This window comes from Arthrobacter sp. CAN_A2, assembly GCF_015752045.1.
In the GTDB taxonomy this organism is placed as follows: Bacteria; Actinomycetota; Actinomycetes; order Actinomycetales; family Micrococcaceae; genus Arthrobacter_D.
Genome location: NZ_JADOUS010000001.1, coordinates 356,194 through 370,669, shown reverse-complemented (window position 1 = coordinate 370,669; position 14,476 = coordinate 356,194). Strand labels below are relative to the sequence as shown.

General features: G+C 72.9%; 10 protein-coding genes. 9 read left to right on the top strand and 1 reads right to left on the bottom strand.

What is annotated here, in order from left to right; all coding sequences use genetic code 11:
• Positions 1-55 precede the first annotated feature (55 nt).
• The 6 genes from hemQ to hemL are packed head-to-tail and all read left to right on the top strand — an operon-like array spanning position 56 to position 6,172.
• The gene (gene hemQ / locus IWX63_RS01620; protein WP_199276393.1) at positions 56-775 is read left to right on the top strand and encodes a hydrogen peroxide-dependent heme synthase; all 720 of its coding nucleotides are present in this window, start codon (positions 56-58) and stop codon (positions 773-775) included.
• Between the two features lie 47 nt (positions 776-822).
• Positions 823-1,977: a ferrochelatase gene (locus tag IWX63_RS01615; protein ID WP_199276523.1), complete on the top strand. Its 1,155-nt coding sequence runs from the start codon at positions 823-825 to the stop codon at positions 1,975-1,977.
• Positions 1,977-2,924 carry a hydroxymethylbilane synthase gene (gene hemC / locus IWX63_RS01610; RefSeq protein WP_199276392.1) on the top strand — a complete coding sequence of 316 codons (948 nt, stop codon included), beginning with the start codon at positions 1,977-1,979 and terminating at the stop codon, positions 2,922-2,924. The genes IWX63_RS01615 and hemC overlap by 1 nt, the downstream gene beginning before the upstream one ends.
• 33 nt (positions 2,925-2,957) lie before the next feature.
• A complete protein-coding gene (locus tag IWX63_RS01605) occupies positions 2,958-3,806 on the top strand; it encodes a uroporphyrinogen-III synthase (RefSeq protein WP_199276391.1) in 849 nt (282 codons plus the stop codon).
• Positions 3,803-4,789 carry a porphobilinogen synthase gene (hemB, locus tag IWX63_RS01600; protein WP_199276390.1) on the top strand — a complete coding sequence of 329 codons (987 nt, stop codon included), beginning with the start codon at positions 3,803-3,805 and terminating at the stop codon, positions 4,787-4,789. The genes IWX63_RS01605 and hemB overlap by 4 nt, the downstream gene beginning before the upstream one ends.
• Positions 4,790-4,825: 36 nt before the next feature.
• On the top strand, positions 4,826-6,172 hold the full coding sequence (gene hemL, locus IWX63_RS01595; RefSeq protein ID WP_199276389.1) for a glutamate-1-semialdehyde 2,1-aminomutase: 1,347 nt from the start codon (positions 4,826-4,828) through the stop codon (positions 6,170-6,172).
• 13 nt (positions 6,173-6,185) lie between these two features.
• Here the strand turns inward: hemL and IWX63_RS01590 are convergent, their stop codons facing one another.
• Positions 6,186-6,935 carry a 3'-5' exonuclease gene (locus IWX63_RS01590; protein WP_199276388.1) on the bottom strand — a complete coding sequence of 250 codons (750 nt, stop codon included), beginning with the start codon at positions 6,933-6,935 and terminating at the stop codon, positions 6,186-6,188.
• A gap of 75 nt (positions 6,936-7,010) precedes the next feature.
• Between IWX63_RS01590 and IWX63_RS01585 the strand changes: the two genes are divergently transcribed.
• Genes IWX63_RS01585 through IWX63_RS01575 form a run of 3 tightly spaced genes read left to right on the top strand, consistent with a single transcriptional unit; the run spans position 7,011 to position 14,385 of the window.
• Positions 7,011-7,493 carry an MGMT family protein gene (locus IWX63_RS01585; protein WP_199276387.1) on the top strand — a complete coding sequence of 161 codons (483 nt, stop codon included), beginning with the start codon at positions 7,011-7,013 and terminating at the stop codon, positions 7,491-7,493.
• A gap of 56 nt (positions 7,494-7,549) precedes the next feature.
• Positions 7,550-10,891, top strand: coding sequence for an ATP-dependent helicase (locus tag IWX63_RS01580; protein ID WP_334685540.1), 3,342 nt, complete (start codon positions 7,550-7,552; stop codon positions 10,889-10,891).
• Entirely contained in the window at positions 10,891-14,385 is a 3,495-nt protein-coding gene (locus IWX63_RS01575; protein WP_334685539.1) for an ATP-dependent helicase, read from the top strand. Before IWX63_RS01580 ends, IWX63_RS01575 begins: the two co-directional genes overlap by 1 nt.
• The last annotated feature ends 91 nt before the right edge of the window (positions 14,386-14,476 follow it).

The following is a 14,476-nucleotide window of genomic DNA, read 5'->3' as shown; positions in this document are numbered from 1 at the left end:
GCGTCGTAGAACAAAACGATTTCGGTTCGCCTGCGGGCGGGGGCAGACTAGTACCATGACTGAGCTCACCGGTAGCACGCCCGCCCACGCTCCACAGCCGACCGGAGAGGGCGCCGAAGCCCCCGGAGAGCTGTTCTACACCCTCTGGACCGTCTTCAAGCGGGAGGCCGCGACCACGGACTCGGGTGCGCACTCCCTGACGGACGTCCTCTCCACCCTCGAGCAGGACGGCGTCGTCCTCCGCGGGTTCTACGACGTCTCGGGCCTGCGCGCCGAGGCCGACGTGATGGTCTGGCTGCACGGGCCCCGCCCGGAAGCCCTTCAGGCCGCCGTCCGCAAGCTGCGCCGCACCGACGCCTTCGCCGCGACCACGGTGGCGTGGTCGGCGATGGGCGTCCACCGCGACGCCGAGTTCTCCAAGTCCCACAGCCCGGCGTTCTCGCGCGGGGTCGCGCCGGCCGAATGGGTCTGCGTCTACCCGTTCGTGCGCTCCTACGAGTGGTACATCCTTCCCACGGACGAGCGCCGCGAGATGCTCGTGGACCACGGCCTGAAGGGACGCAAGTACCCGCAGGTGATCGCCAACACGGTGTCATCCTTCGCCCTCAACGACTACGAATGGATCCTGGCACTCGAAGCTCCCGAGCTCGTGGATCTCGTGGACCTCATGCGCCACCTCCGGGAGACCGAAGCGCGGCGCCACGTCCGCGAAGAAGTGCCGTTCTACACCGGCCGGCGGATCAGCCACGAAGAGATTGCAGAGGTGCTCCAGTGACGACACAGGCATTCAACCCCCTCGACGGAGTCGACGAGAACGGGCGGATGGCACCGAAGGCGTACGACGCCGTCGTGCTCGCCTCCTTCGGCGGACCGGAGGGGCAGGACGACGTCATCCCCTTCCTGCGGAACGTGACCCGCGGGCGCGGCATCCCCGACGAGCGCCTCGAGGAGGTCTCGCACCACTACCGCGCGTTCGGCGGCGTGAGCCCCATCAACAGCCAGAACCGCGCCCTCCGCGCGGCCATGGAGGCCGAGCTCCGCCGCCGTGGGATCGACCTGCCCGTCTTCTGGGGCAACCGCAACTGGGAGCCGTTCATCTCCGACACCCTGCAGGAGGCGTACGACGCCGGGCACCGCAGGGTGCTCGCAGTCACCACGAGTGCCTACTCGTGCTACTCGAGCTGCCGCCAGTACCGCGAGGACCTCGGGATGGCGCTCGTGAAGACCGGCCTCGAGGGTCGGCTCGAAGTGGACAAGGTCCGCCAGTACTTCGACCACCCGGGCTTCGTGGAGCCCTTCGTCGAGGGCGTCACCGACGGCCTCGCCAAGGTCCGGGCCGGGCTCGCCGAGCAGGGCACCCCGGAGGCACCCGTCCACATCATGTTCTCCACGCACTCCATCCCGATGGGGGACGCCGAGGCCGCCGGACCCCGCAACGGCGACGGCGGGCCGGCCTACGAGGAGGGCGCCTACGTGGCGCAGCACCTGGCGACCGCGCAGGCCGTGCTGGACCGCATCCCCGGGGCCGCCGGCGTCGAGTGGTCCCTGGTCTACCAGTCCCGTTCGGGCGCCCCGCACATCCCGTGGCTCGAGCCGGACATCAGCGACGCCCTCCGCGACCGCTACGAGGCCGGCACCCGCGGCGTCGTCATCGTCCCCCTCGGCTTCGTCTCCGACCACATGGAGGTCGCCTGGGACCTCGATACCGAGGCCATGGAGACCTGTGGCGAGCTCGGGATCGTCGCGGACCGCGTGCCGACCCCGGGTACCCACCGGAAGTTCGTGGAGGGCCTGGTGGACCTCATCCTCGAACGCACGGTCGACAACAACATCGCGGACCGCCCGTCCGCGACGGCGCTCGGGCCCTGGTTCGACGTGTGCCGCCCGAACTGCTGCGCGAACCGCCGCGGGGAGAAGCCGACCGTCGCCGCCGTCGACTCCACCGTGGGGACGCCCCTGCCCAACCCCGGTACGTGATGAGCACACGCATCAGGGTCGGCACGCGGGGCAGCGCGCTCGCGATGACGCAGACCACGACCGTGGCCAAGCGCGTCTCCGAGCTCGCCGACCTGCCCTACGACCTCGTGCGGGTCCGGACCGAGGGGGATGTCCTCAAGGGCTCGCTCTCGCAGATCGGCGGCACCGGGGTGTTCGTCGCGGCCCTCCGTGACGCCCTCCTCGAGGAGCGGTGCGACGTCGCGGTGCACTCGCTCAAGGACCTGCCCACGCTGCCCGCCCCGGGGCTGACGGTGGCGTCCGTGCCCGAGCGCGAGGACGTCCGTGACGCCCTCTGCGCCCGGGACGGCCTCACCCTGGCCACGCTCCCCGACGGTGCCCGCGTGGGCACCGGGTCCCCGCGACGGGCTGCGCAGCTCCGGTCCGCGCGCCCCGGGCTCGAGGTCGTGGACATCCGAGGCAACGTGGACACCCGGCTCGGGCGGGTCGCCGGTCTCGTCCCCGGGGCACCCGGCGACCTCGACGCCGTCGTCCTCGCCGCGGCGGGTCTTCGGCGGCTCGGGCGCGAGGAGGCCATCACCGAACTGATCGACACGGACGTCATGCTGCCCGCCGCGGGGCAGGGCGCCCTCGCGGTCGAGTGCCGCGAGAGCGAGGCGACCCCCGGGGTGCGCGAAGCCCTGGCCGCCTACGACCACCTGCCCACACGGCTCGCGGTCACGGCCGAGCGCGCCGTCCTCCTGCAGCTCGAGGCAGGCTGCGCGGCACCCATCGGCGCCCTCGCGCGGCTGCAGGGCGACGACCTCGCCCTCGAGGCCGTGGTGTGCAGCCCGGACGGCCGATCGATGATCCGCCTGACCCGCTCGGCGCCGGCCACCGATGCGGTGGCTGCCGCCCGGCTCGGTCTCGCACTCGCCGAGGAACTCCTCGCCGCCGGTGCAGCGGACGTCGCGCCCCTGAACAGCTAGGCCCACGTGGTCAGCCGTTCAGGGGGACGGCCGGTGGTCGTCCTCCGGCACCCGGCACGGGCGGTCCGGATCGCCGACGCCCTCCGCGCCGGCGGCATGACGGCCTACGCCCTGCCGCTCACGGACACGGAGCTGCCCGCCGATGCCGACGCCGTCACCCGCGCGCTGGCGACCCTCGGGCAGGGCGGGTACGAATGGCTGGTCGTGACCAGTGCCAACGCCGTCCAGGCCCTCGGGATGCTCGCGGCAGCGGACGGTGCGTCGCTCGCCGCCCTGGTCGGCCGCGGGGGAGCGCGCGTCGCCGCGGTCGGCACCGCGACCGCGCGGACCCTCGCCGCGGCGGGTCTCGTCGTCGACCTGGTGCCGGGGGAGGCGTCCTCGGCCGGTCTCCTGACGGCGTTCCCGTCCGGCCGCGGCGCGGTCCTCCTGCCCCAGGCGGACCTCGCCCCGGACGACCTCCGTGCAGGACTCGCGGCCGCCGGCCGGGCCGTCCACCGCATCGAGGCCTACCGTACGGTGCCCTACCCGGCGTCCTCCGCGCGCCGTGTCCCGGGCGTCGAGGAGGACGGGCCGAGGCCACCCGTGCTGTCCCCCAGCGACGTCCGGAGCCTGGCGTCGGGCGGTGTCCATCCCGCGGTCGTCTTCACCGCCCCGAGCGCGGTCCGGCAGTTCCGTGACAGGCTGGACGTCGGCCCGCTGTCCTTCAGGGCCATCGCCATCGGCCGCACGACGGCCAGGGCACTGGTGTCCGAGGGATGGGCGCCGGCAGCGACGGCCGCCGACCCCACGCCGCAGGGAATCGCCCGCGCGGCCGCGGCCGCCTTCGCGCAGCACGACGCACCCATTTCGCAGCTCGTACCATCGAACGGAGATCAGCCATGAGTTTCCCCCAGCACCGGCCCCGCAGGTTGCGTTCGACCCCTGCCCTGCGGCGGATGGTGGCCGAGTACCGCGTCCACCCGTCCGAACTGATCCTGCCCGCGTTCATCCGCGAGGGCCTCAGCGAACCCTCGCCCATCCTCTCCATGCCCGGCGTGGTGCAGCACACCACGGATTCCCTGAAGCGGGCGGCAGCGGAAGCGGTCGAGCGTGGCGTCGGCGGCATCATGCTGTTCGGCATCCCCGAGCACCGCGACGCGACCGGCAGTGCGGGCATCGACCCGGACGGCGTCCTCAACCGCGCGATCGCCGACGTCCGCGCCGAGGTGGGAGACTCCCTCGTCGTCATGAGCGACGTCTGCCTCGACGAGTTCACCGACCACGGGCACTGCGGCGTCCTCGCCGCCGACGGCTCCGTGGACAACGATGCGACGCTGGAGCTGTACGGGCAGATGGCCGTCGAGCAGGCCCGGGCCGGCGCACACGTCCTCGGCCCCTCCGGGATGATGGACGGCCAGGTCGCCGTCATCCGGCAGGCGCTGGACGAGGCCGGACACCAGGACACCGTGGTGCTCGCCTACGCCGCCAAGTACGCCTCCGCGTTCTACGGCCCCTTCCGCGAGGCCGTCGACTCCCAGCTCGTCGGTGACCGCCGGACCTACCAGATGGACGCGGCGAACCGCCGCGAAGCGATCCTCGAGGTCGAACTCGACATCGAGGAGGGCGCCGACATGGTGATGGTCAAGCCGGCCATGAGCTACCTGGACGTCCTCGCCGACGTCGCCGCCATGTCGCCCGTCCCCGTCGCGGCGTACCAGATCTCCGGGGAGTACGCGATGATCGAGGCCGCGGCCGCGAACGGCTGGATCGATCGACGCCGCGCCATCGAGGAATCCGTCCTCGGGATCAAGCGCGCCGGCGCCCAGATGATCCTGACCTACTGGGCGTCGGAGCTCGCGCTCTGGCTCGACGAGCCCGCCAACTGACGCCCCCCCCCCCCCCACAGCGAAGGAACCGCACCGATGACGACCCCAGCGACACCACCAGCCAGCACGTCCGAGCACCTCTACGAACGTGCCCGCGCCCTCATGCCCGGGGGCGTCAACTCGCCCGTCCGCGCCTTCGGCTCGGTCGGCGGGACCCCGCGCTTCCTCGTCGACGCGCACGGCGCATACGTCACCGACGCCGACGGCAACCAGTACGTGGACCTCGTCTGCTCGTGGGGCCCGGCACTGCTCGGCCACTCGCACCCGGACGTCATCGCCGCCGTGCACCGCGCCGTCGACCACGGGCTGACCTTCGGTGCGTCGACGCCGGCCGAGGCCGACCTCGCGCAGCTCGTCAAGGAGCGCGTCCCCGCCGTCGAGCTGCTGCGCATGGTGTCCACCGGGACCGAGGCGACCATGACCGCGGTCCGCCTCGCCCGGGGCTTCACGTCGCGGAACCTGATCGTCAAGTTCGCCGGCTGCTACCACGGCCATGTGGACAGCCTCCTCGCGGCCGCCGGATCCGGTGTCGCCACCCTGGCGCTGCCCGGCTCCGCCGGCGTCACGGAGGCGACGACGGCGGAGACCCTCGTGCTGCCGTACAACGACGTCGAGGCCGTCGAGGAGGCCTTCCGCACGCACGGCGGGCACATCGCCGCCGTCATCACGGAAGCCGCGCCCGCGAACATGGGGGTCGTGACCCCCGCGCCGGGCTTCAACGCCTTCCTCAGCCGCATCACCGCCGCGCACGGCGCGCTGTTCATCGTGGACGAGGTCATGACCGGGTTCCGCACCCACCCGGGCGGGTACTGGAAGCTCACGGGCGGCGCCGACGACGCCGAGCACCCGTGGACGCCCGACCTCCTGACCTTCGGGAAGGTCATCGGCGGCGGGATCCCGGCGGCTGCCCTGGGTGGCCGCGCCGATGTGATGAACTACCTCGCGCCGATCGGACCGGTCTACCAGGCCGGCACGCTGTCGGGGAACCCGATCGCCATGGCGGCGGGTGTCGCGACCCTGACGGCCGCGACGGACGACGTCTACCGGCATGTCGATGCGCGCTCGCTCGAGGTCAGCGACGCCCTCACCGCCGAGCTCGCGAAGGCCGGCGTCGACCACTCCATCCAGCGGGCGGGGAACCTCTTCAGCGTCGCGTTCGGCACCGCCGAGCACGGCGTCCGGAACTACGCCGACGCGCAGGCCCAGGAGGCGTTCCGCTACGGGCCCTTCTTCCACTCCATGCTCGACTCGGGCGTGTACCTCCCGCCGTCCGTGTACGAGGCCTGGTTCCTCTCCGCGGCGCACGACGACGCCGCGATGGAGCGCATCCACGCCGCCCTCCCGGCGGCAGCACGGGCGGCGGCGGCCGTGCCGGTGGACTAGCTGTACGGGTCGACTAGCTGTACTGGCCGACCCGTTGTCCCGGTCGCCCGGCTGTACGGTCGGCCGGCCGGTCGGCGGTGCTGCCGACGACGGGCCAGGCCCGCTCGATGACGGCGTCGGGCTCGGTCCGGCGGAGGTACTCCTCGAAGTTCGCCGCCTGCCGGTCGGCCCACACGATGAGCGACGCGTGCAGGTCCGCGGCGGGACACCGGAGGAACGCGAACCGCTCGGCGAGGACCGCCCCCACCCGGAGCGTCGCGAGGACGTCGGCGGCGGAGGTGTGCGCGTTCTCGAACGGGACGGCGTAGTGCTCGCACATCGCCGTCAGGGTCCGCTTGCCGCGCCGGTACCGGTCCGCCTGCTTGTCCATGATGTACGGGTCGATCACGGGCGAGGGCACCGGGACCCGGGCGGCGTGGCGGCGCCCCTCCTGCGCCAGCACCGTGAAGTCGTACCTGGCGTTGAAGGCCAGCACGGGGACGCCGTCCGCGAAGAGGCGCGTCAGCACGGCCGAGATCCCGTGGACGACCTCCGCGGCGGGCAGGCCGTGCGCCTGCGCGTGGGCGGTGGTGATGCCGTGGATCGCCGCAGCGCCCTCGGGGATGTCGACGCCGGGATCGGCCAGCCACTCATGATGTTCGAGCACATCGCCGTCGCCGTCGACGAGGACGATCGTCGCGGTGACGATACGCGCGGTCAGCGGATCCCGCCCCGTCGTCTCGAGGTCGAACCCGGCCCTGGGACCCTCATGCCAGCTCGTCATGGCACCACCGTACGGGCGGGCTCCGACCAAACAGGCGGACAGCCCCGCCGGGCCCGCCGGGCTAGGGTGGAGGGCATGGATCGACGAGCACCCGACGGCGAGGACCTCGGCGGGCGCCGGGCCCACCCGGACCCCGGAGCTGCGCCCGCCGTCGACCCCGGCACCGACGTCGCTCCACACACCGATCCGGACGACTACGGCGACGCGGTCCTCGCCGTCGCCGGGCTGATCCCCGCCGGCCGGGTGCTGACCTACGGGGACATCGCCGAACTCCTCGACCGCGGAGGTCCCCGACAGGTCGGCAGGGCCCTCTCCCGCAGCACCCGGGACGTCCCCTGGTGGCGCGTCCTGCGCGCCGGCGGCCACCCGCCGCGGGGCCTGGCCCTGCGTGCCCGCGCGCACTACGACGTCGAGGGCACGCCGCTCTCCGCGTCACGGGGGAGTACCGACCCCGGCGAGTACCGCGTGGATCTGTGCTCCGCCCGCTGGTGGCCCACGGACGAGGAACAGGTCCTCATCGACGACGTCGGCGCGTCCCTGCGACGCGCCGGCTCCTAGCGTCGGGGCCCGTTGCGTTGCCGCTGTTTGTCCGTGGCGTGTGATGGTCTTGAGCCATGACCAGCACTCTCCCTGACGCCCTGGCGGCAGCCCCCGGCGCCGGCACGGCCACGGCCACTGCGACCCCCGCGGAACGCTACGACGCCGTGCTCCGGTCGCTGGCCGGCGTGACCGGCCAGGTGCTGGTCCTCGGAGCGCCGGGCAGCGGCAAGTCCTCCCTGCTCGCGGACCTCGCCGTCTCCCGTATCGCCACGGGATCCGTGGCGCCGGAAGGGTTGCTGCTCCTGGGGCCCACCCGCGCGGCCTCGACACGGCTCCGCGACGAATTGACCGCCAAGCTGGACCGCAGCATCAGCACGGCTCCCGCGCGCACATGGGCGTCCTACGCCTTCGACCTCATCCGCCGGGCGAAGGCCGAGGGACGCACCCCCGCCATCACGCGTGCACCCCGACTGCTGTCCGGCGCCGAACAGGACCTCATCATCAAGGAGCTCCTCTCCGGACACGGCCGCGACGGCGCTCCGGACCTCGACTGGCCCTCGGGCCTCGCCCTCGCACTGCCGACGCGCGGCTTCCGGCAGGAGATCCGTGACCTCTTCGACCGCGTGAGCGAGTACGGGGTGTCCGCCGAGGAGCTCTCGGCCTGGGGCGAGCGGTTCGACCGCCCGGACTGGGTCTCTGCGGCCGCGCTCTACCGTGAATACCGCGACGTCCTCGACCTCCGCATGCCCGAGGCCTTCGACCCGGCCGGGATCCTCACCGCCGCACGCGAGATCCTCGAGACGGACCGCGACTTCCTCGACCAGGAGCGGGGGCGCCTCGAGCTGATCCTCGTCGACGACTACCAGGAGGCGAACCCCGCCATCCACGCCCTCCTCGGGCTCATCGGAGCGGGCAACGACGTCGTGGTCACCTCCTGCCCCGACACGGTCGCGCAGGGCTTCCGGGGAGCGCGTCCGGAGCTCACCGGACGCCTGTCCACCCTCTTCCGCCGCGGCGGCGGCCTGACGACGGTGGCACTCCCCGGATCGCTGACCCTCCATGGCCCGCTCGCCGCAGCGTGGAGCAACGTCGCCGCCCGCATCGCGACCACGGGCATCAGCACGGCCTACAGGAACCTGGACGGCGATCCGGTCCTGCCCGGGCCCGGCACGCAGGACGCCCTGCCGGAGGCCGGTCGAGCGGACGGCACGACGACGGACGGGCCGGCCGTGTCCGCCCATGTCCTCGACAGCGCGTTCCATGAACAGCGCTTCATCACCCAGCGCGTGCTCGAGGCGCACCTGTTCGGTGAACGCAGCCTCGACGACATCGCCGTGATCGTCCGCAACGGGACGCAAGTGTCCGCGGTGCAGCGGTTCCTCACCGCCCAGGGCATCGCCGTTAATGTCCCCGCGGCGGAGACCGCCATCCGGGAGGAGCCGGCCGTGCGCCCCCTGCTCGACCTCTTCGCCGTCGTCGTGGGCCGCGCGGAACTCGACACGGAGCTGTGCATCTCCCTGCTCACGTCGCGGATCGGCGGGGCGGGCAGCCTGGACCTCCGGCGCCTGCGCCAGATCCTCCGGCGGACCGAACTGCAGGAGGGCGGGGGGCGGACGAGCGACGAACTCCTCACGGCCCTGTTCTCCGCGCCGGAGCAGATCGCCGCCCTGCCGTCCGAGGGGGCGCCGGTCCGGCGCCTGGCCCGCATGCTGGATGCGGGACGGTCCGCGGCCGCCGACCCCGGACGCGATCCCGAGACCGTCCTGTGGGCGCTCTGGTCCGCGTCGGGGCTCGCGCAGCAGTGGTCGGGTGCGGCCCTGTCCGAGGGCCCGTCCTCGACCCGCGCCGATCGGGACCTCGACGCGATGATGGCCCTCTTCCACACCGCCGAGCGATTCGTGGAACAGATGCCCGGCGCCGACCCGGAGCTGTTCCTGGACTACATCCTCAGCCAGGACATCCCCATGGACACGCTGACGACGCGCATCGCACGCCAGGCGTCGGTGTCGGTGCTCACGCCGGCGAGCGCCGCCGGCAGGCACTGGCCCCTCGTGATCGTGGCGGGCGTGCAGGACGGCGTCTGGCCGAACCTCCGCCTGCGCGGGGAACTCCTCGGATCGGGCGAACTGCGTGCGCTGCTCGACTACGGAGAATCGTTCCGCAGCAACCGCGACCCGGTGTCCCTGCTGCAGGACATCCGGTTCGACGAGTTGCGGACCTTCTCGCTCGCCGTCTCCCGGGCCACGCGGGAGCTGGTGTGCTGTGCCGTCTCCTCCCAGGACGAGCAGCCCTCCCCCTTCCTCGACGTGCTCGACCCCCTGCCGCCCGGAACCGCGCTGCGGCCGCGGACCGAGGTCCTGCGCCCCGTCACCCTCCGCGCGCTCGTCGCCGAGCTGCGGAAGTTCGCGCAGGACCCGCAGGCGAGCCCCGCCCTGTCCCTCGAGGCGGCCCAGCACCTCGGCCGGATGGCGGTGCTGGAGCCGCCGGTGCCGGGAGCACACCCCGCCCAGTGGTGGGGTGTGCTCGGCCTGACCAGCGAGGACCCGGTGGTCTCCGCGGACCAGCCGATCCCGGTCTCGCCGTCCAAGGTCGAGTCCGTGCTCGCCTCACCGCTGAGCTGGTTCGTCTCCGCTGCGGGCGGGGAGCGGACCACCGACTTCGCCCGGTCCCTCGGTACGCTCGTCCACCAGATCGCCCAGGACCTGCCGGAGGCCACCGGGAACGAGTACGTGAAGGAGCTCGAGCGGCGCTGGCCGCAGCTGGGCATCAAGGACACCTGGGAAGGGCGGTCCGATTTCCGGCGTGCCGAGACCATGGTGCGGAAGCTCGCCGCCTATGTGCTCTCCATGCGGAAGGACGGACGGAGCCTGCTGGCCACGGAGGTCGACTTCGCGGTCGACCTCGAGCTCCGCCTGGGGGACGCCGAGCGGCTCGTGCGCCTGCGCGGGCAGATCGACCGGCTGGAGGTCGACGCGGAGGGTCGCTTCGTCGTCGTCGACCTCAAGACGGGCAAGAGTTCGCCCGTCGGGGCGGACATCCCACGCCACCCGCAGCTGGCCGCCTACCAGACGGCCCTCGCCTCGGGCGCGCAGCTCGGCGGCCAGGACGCCGACGACCCCTCGGATGCTGCGCAGCCGGCGCCCGGACATGCCACGGAGGCGGGGAGCACCGCGCCGGGGGGTGCGGCACTCGTCCAGCTGGGCACGAAAGCCAAGGGGGTCGCGGTCCAGGTGCAGCCCCCGGTGGGTCCGGAGGACACTTGGGCGAGGACCATGATCGAGGACGCCGCCGCGCTGATGTCGGCCGCCACGTTCGACACCATCCATGACCCCCGCCGATCGGGGTTCGGCGGCAGCGGGTGCAGGCTGCCCGAAGTCTGCCCCCTGTGCGAAGAAGGCAAGCAGGTGACCCAGTAGTGGCCGCTGCACGGCCGGCGGCGCGGTATTCGGCCCGGCGACTGGCGGAGCTGCTGCACACGGACCCGGATGCCCCCGTCCAGTACCCGACCGACGATCAGGCGCGCGTCATCGAGGCGCCCCTGGAGCCCCTGCTGGTCATCGCGGGCGCGGGCTCGGGCAAGACCAAGACCATGGCGGACAGGGTCGTCTGGCTCGTGGCCAACGACCTCGTGCGCCCCGAGCAGGTCCTCGGCGTCACCTTCACGCGCAAGGCCGCCGGGGAGCTGGCCTCGAGGGTCCGGCAACGGCTGGCCCAGCTCTACGCCGCGCTCGCACAGGATGCGCCCGCGCCGGTCGGCGGGGACGCGTTGGACCGGCTCGACCCCGCCATCTCCACCTACCACTCCTTCGCGAACGGGATCGTCCAGGACTACGGGCTGCGGATCGGTGTGGAGCGTGACTCGGTGATGCTCGGGACCGCCCAGTCCTGGCAGCTCGCGCACGCCGTCGTCGAGGCCTACGACGGCGACTGGGAGCACTTCACGGCCGCGAAGAGCACGCTGGTGAAGGCGGTGCTCGACATGGCGGGGGAGTGCGCCGAACACCTGGTCAGCCCGGCGACGGTCCGGGACGACCTCCGCCGCCACATCGAGCACGTGGCCGCCCGGCCGTACGTCGCAGGGTCGGGCAAGGCAGCGACGCAGAAGGTCCAGGAGATGCTGGACAAGCTGCGCACCCGTATCACCGTCACCGAGCTGGCCGAGAACTACGCCGCCGCGAAGCTCGCGCGCCGGCAGCTCGACTTCGGCGACCTCGTCTCGCTCGCAGCGAGGATCGCCCGCGACATCCCGGAAGCCGGGGCGATGGAGCGCGAGAAGTACCGGGTGGTGCTGCTCGACGAGTTCCAGGACACCTCGCACGCCCAGATGGTCCTGTTCTCGCGGCTGTTCGCCGACGGGCGGTCCGTCACCGCCGTCGGTGATCCCCACCAGTCCATCTACGGATTCCGGGGTGCGTCCGCAGGGCAGCTCGGCACCTTCCGCACCGCGTTCCCGAGGGTGACCACCGAGGGCCGGGCCCCCTCCGAGGTGGCCCACCTGTCGGTGGCCTGGCGGAACGCGACCTCCATCCTCGAGGCCGCGAACACGGTCTCCGCGCCCCTCAACGTGCCGGCGCCGTGGCTCCGTAACACCACCATCCAGCAGGTCCCCGGGCTCGTGGCACGGCCCGGGGCGCCCCTCGGCGGGGTCCTGCTCGGTCGCTTCCTCACGGATGCGCCCGCGACCAACCGGGACGGGCAGGCGGCCACGGTCGGGTCCGGCGCGCCGGACGCGCCTCACGCGCCGAACGCTCCCGCCATCCCCGCAGGAGCCGACGGGCGGCCGCCGGCCGGTCCGCTGCCGGCGCTCAGCGAAGCGGAGGCCGTCGCCCGTGAGGTCCTGCGGCAGCGTCGGCGCAGTTTCGAGACCGACGACGACGGATCGCCGCTCCGACCGACCATGGCCGTGCTGTGTCGTGGCCGCAAGCAGTTCGAACCGATCCGGCGCGAGCTGGAGCGCGCCGGGATCCCGGTGCAGGTCGTCGGTCTCGGCGGACTGCTGCGCACCCCCGAGATCGTCGACCTGCTGGCCACCCTGAGGGTCCTCGGTGACCCGGACCGCTCCGACTCGATGCTGCGGTTGCTCTCCGGTGCACGGTGGCGGCTCGGCCCTGCGGACCTGATGGCCCTCGGGGACTGGTCCCGCCAGCTCGCCCGCACGCGCGAGGCCATGTTCCGCAGGGGCGGCCCGTCCGTCGGGGAGCCCGACGGGGAGCTCGACCGCGAGCAGGGCCGGGACGCCGTCGTGGCCCCCGACCTGGCCGAGGCGGGAAGCCTGGTCGAGGCCGTCGACTACCTCCCGCCCCGTGACTGGGTGTCGTCCGCCGGCAGGATGCTGAGCGACACCGCCCGGCAGCGCCTCGAGCTGCTGCGCCACGAACTCCGCGGACTCCGGAGCTTCATGGGGGACGACCTGGGGAGCATGATCGGCGAGGTCGAGCGCACGATCCTGCTGGACATCGAGGTGGCCGCGAAACCGGGCGTGAGCATCCATGAGGCGCGCCGCAACCTCGACGCCTTCACCGAGGCCGTCGCCGGTTTCGTGTCCACGGCGGAGCGCGTCGACCTCCCGGCGTTCCTCGCCTGGCTCGAGGCTGCTGACCAGGAGGAGGACGGACTGCCGGTGACGCAGCTCGAAGCGAGCCGGGACGCGGTCCAGCTCCTGACGGTGCACGCGTCGAAGGGCCTGGAATGGGACGTCGTCTTCGTGCCCGGCCTCAACGACGGTTCGTTCCCGAGCGGCAGGGACTCGCGCTGGAGCAGCGGTGACTCCGCCATCCCCTGGCCCCTGCGTGGCGACGCGCCCGAACTCCCGCAGTGGGATTGGGAGCAGGAGGACCAGAAGGAATGGCTCGCCAGTGAGAAGGAGTTCACCGACGAGGCCCGGGCACACGCGGAACGCGAGGAACGGCGGCTCGCCTATGTGGCCTTCACCCGCGCGAAGCACGCGCTGGTGTGCACGTCCTCGGCATGGGGTGGCGGGCGGTCGAAGCCGTCGGCGCCGTCGTCCTACCTGACGGACCTCGTCGCCCTCGCCGAGTCCGGGACGGCCGGCGTCGTCCTGCCGCACTGGCTCCCGGAGGGCGAGGAGGGCGATGCGAATCCGGCGAACGCGAGCCCCGAGCGGGCGCTCTGGCCGTTCGATCCGCTCGGCGCCCGGCGGCCGTCCATGGAGCGCGCAGCCCAGGCCGTCCTCGAGCAGGCCGCCGCAGCGTCACCACCGGTCGAACCGGACGCGGGCCGCTGGGGCCGGGAGGTCCGGCTCGCCCTGGCACGGCAGGCGCGGGAACGGGAACGGACGCCCCTTGCCCTGCCGTCGCACATCTCCGCCTCGACCCTGGTGGAACTGCGCGAGGACGCCGCAGCGGTCATGCAGCAACTGCGGCGGCCGCTGCCCCGGCGGCCGGGGTCGGCCGCCCGCAAGGGCACCGCGTTCCATGCCTGGGTCGAGGAGTTCTACGGTGCCGGCGGGATGCTCGATCTCGGCGAGTACCCCGGCGGTGCGGACGCGCACGTCGACGAGACGCTGGGGCTGACGGACATGGCGGCGATCTTCGAGCAGTCCGAATGGGCACTCCGGGAGCCCGCAGCGATCGAGGCGCCCATCGAGACGAAGATCGGCGGCATCGTGGTGCGTGGCCGGGTTGACGCGGTGTTCCGCGACGCCGACGGCGGCTGGGACCTGATCGACTGGAAGACCGGGAGGCCCCCGTCGCCCGACCGGCGCGCCGCCAAGGCGGTCCAGCTCGCCGTCTACCGGCTCGCCTGGTCACGGCTGAAGGAGGTGCCCCTCGGGAAGGTGCGCGCGGCGTTCTTCTACGTGGCCGACAACCTGGTGGTCCGCCCCCACGACCTTGCCGACGCCGACGACCTCGAGAGGATCATCCGCGCGGCCGACACGTCCGGCTCCTGATCATCAGCACGAACGGCCGCGGACGGCCGCGAACGGGCGCGGACGGGACGCAGTCCGGAGTGAGGGGCGCGGACGAGCGCGTACTTCGGCC

What these genes read in the sequence shown, in the direction of transcription:
- hemQ (WP_199276393.1), top strand. Translation starts at nt 56, where the DNA reads ATGACTGAGCTCACCGGTAGCACGCCCGCCCACGCTCCACAGCCGACC.
- IWX63_RS01615 (WP_199276523.1), top strand. Translation starts at nt 823, where the DNA reads ATGGCACCGAAGGCGTACGACGCCGTCGTGCTCGCCTCCTTCGGCGGA.
- hemC (WP_199276392.1), top strand. Translation starts at nt 1,977, where the DNA reads ATGAGCACACGCATCAGGGTCGGCACGCGGGGCAGCGCGCTCGCGATG.
- hemB (WP_199276390.1), top strand. Translation starts at nt 3,803, where the DNA reads ATGAGTTTCCCCCAGCACCGGCCCCGCAGGTTGCGTTCGACCCCTGCC.
- hemL (WP_199276389.1), top strand. Translation starts at nt 4,826, where the DNA reads ATGACGACCCCAGCGACACCACCAGCCAGCACGTCCGAGCACCTCTAC.
- IWX63_RS01590 (WP_199276388.1), bottom strand. Translation starts at nt 6,935, where the DNA reads ATGACGAGCTGGCATGAGGGTCCCAGGGCCGGGTTCGACCTCGAGACG.
- IWX63_RS01585 (WP_199276387.1), top strand. Translation starts at nt 7,011, where the DNA reads ATGGATCGACGAGCACCCGACGGCGAGGACCTCGGCGGGCGCCGGGCC.
- IWX63_RS01580 (WP_334685540.1), top strand. Translation starts at nt 7,550, where the DNA reads ATGACCAGCACTCTCCCTGACGCCCTGGCGGCAGCCCCCGGCGCCGGC.